At 83.8% G+C, this 1,040-nt stretch carries 1 pseudogene; it reads left to right on the top strand.

The annotated features are described in order from the left end of the window. Window positions 1-586: 586 nt before the first annotated feature. A pseudogene (locus ABD335_RS27470) lies at window positions 587-1,040 on the top strand (hypothetical protein); the annotation flags it as partial.

Raw genomic sequence — 1,040 nt, 5'->3', positions numbered from 1 at the left:
GGGCGCGCCGCTGTCCGCGCTGCCGCCGAGCGCCGAGCCGCGCGGTCCCGCGGCGTCCGGTGCCCGCGCCTCCCGCACGGCGCCCGGCCCGGACGCCCGGCCCGCTCCGGCACGTCAGGACCGGAGGTCCGGAGCCTCTCCGGCGTCGCCCACGACGGATCACGACCCGACGCCCACCGGGACCGCACCGCGTACCACACCCCTCGCGCCGGACGGGAGCGGAGCGAACGCGCCGCTGCTCGGGACGGGCACCGTCCAACGTCGCCTCGCGGACCGCTCCCCCGCCGAGGGCGCCGCGTCGCCCGGCCCCACGGACCACGGAGACGGGCCCGCCACACCGGTGGTGACGCCGCCCCCGGCCGCCGCGCCCCGCCGTCCGGCGCCGGACGGCACCGCGGGCCCGGAAGGCTCGGCAGGCCCGGTGGGGAACGCGTCACGCCCCGGCGCGACGCCCGGCGGGCCGGGCCCCGGCGGACCACGGCCCCCAGACCCCGCCGCACCGGGCCCGGTCGTCGTCGCCCGGGCCGCGGCCGAAAGCACCGGAGGCGTCCGGACCCCTGGTGGGGCCGGCCCGCACCCCCTCACCGTGACCCGTCCCGGAGCGCGCTCCGCCCCGGCGGCGCCCCGCACCCTCTCGCTGCTCGCCGCGCGTCCGCTCACCCTGAACACCCGGGCTCCGGAAGGGGTGGCGCCGCCCGCCGCCTCCCGCTCCGGCGACCGTCCCGTGGTGGCGGTGCGCCGGGCCGGCGCACTGGCCGCCCCCCAGGGCGATCCGGCGCCGAGCCCGTCCGCGATCGCCCCGGCGCCGCCTCGCGGCCGGCGGGCCGCGACCGCGCACCCCGGACCGGGGAACCCGCGCGCCGGAAGGGCCGGTTCCCCGGCATCCGTCCAGCGCGTCCCGGTCGTCCGGCCCGCGCCGCCCCGCACGGGCCCCGGAACGGTCGCCCCGGCCGCAGCCCCGGCCGCCGCCGCACCGGCGCGGCCCCTGCCGGTCACCGTCCCGCAGGCGCCGGCACTCGCCGACCGCCCGTCGGCCCCGT

It is taken from the genome of Streptomyces macrosporus (assembly GCF_039533145.1).
Classification (GTDB): Bacteria; Actinomycetota; Actinomycetes; order Streptomycetales; family Streptomycetaceae; genus Streptomyces; species Streptomyces macrosporus.
The sequence above is the reverse complement of the archived record's forward strand: the minus strand, read 5'-3'. Positions and strand labels throughout refer to the sequence as shown.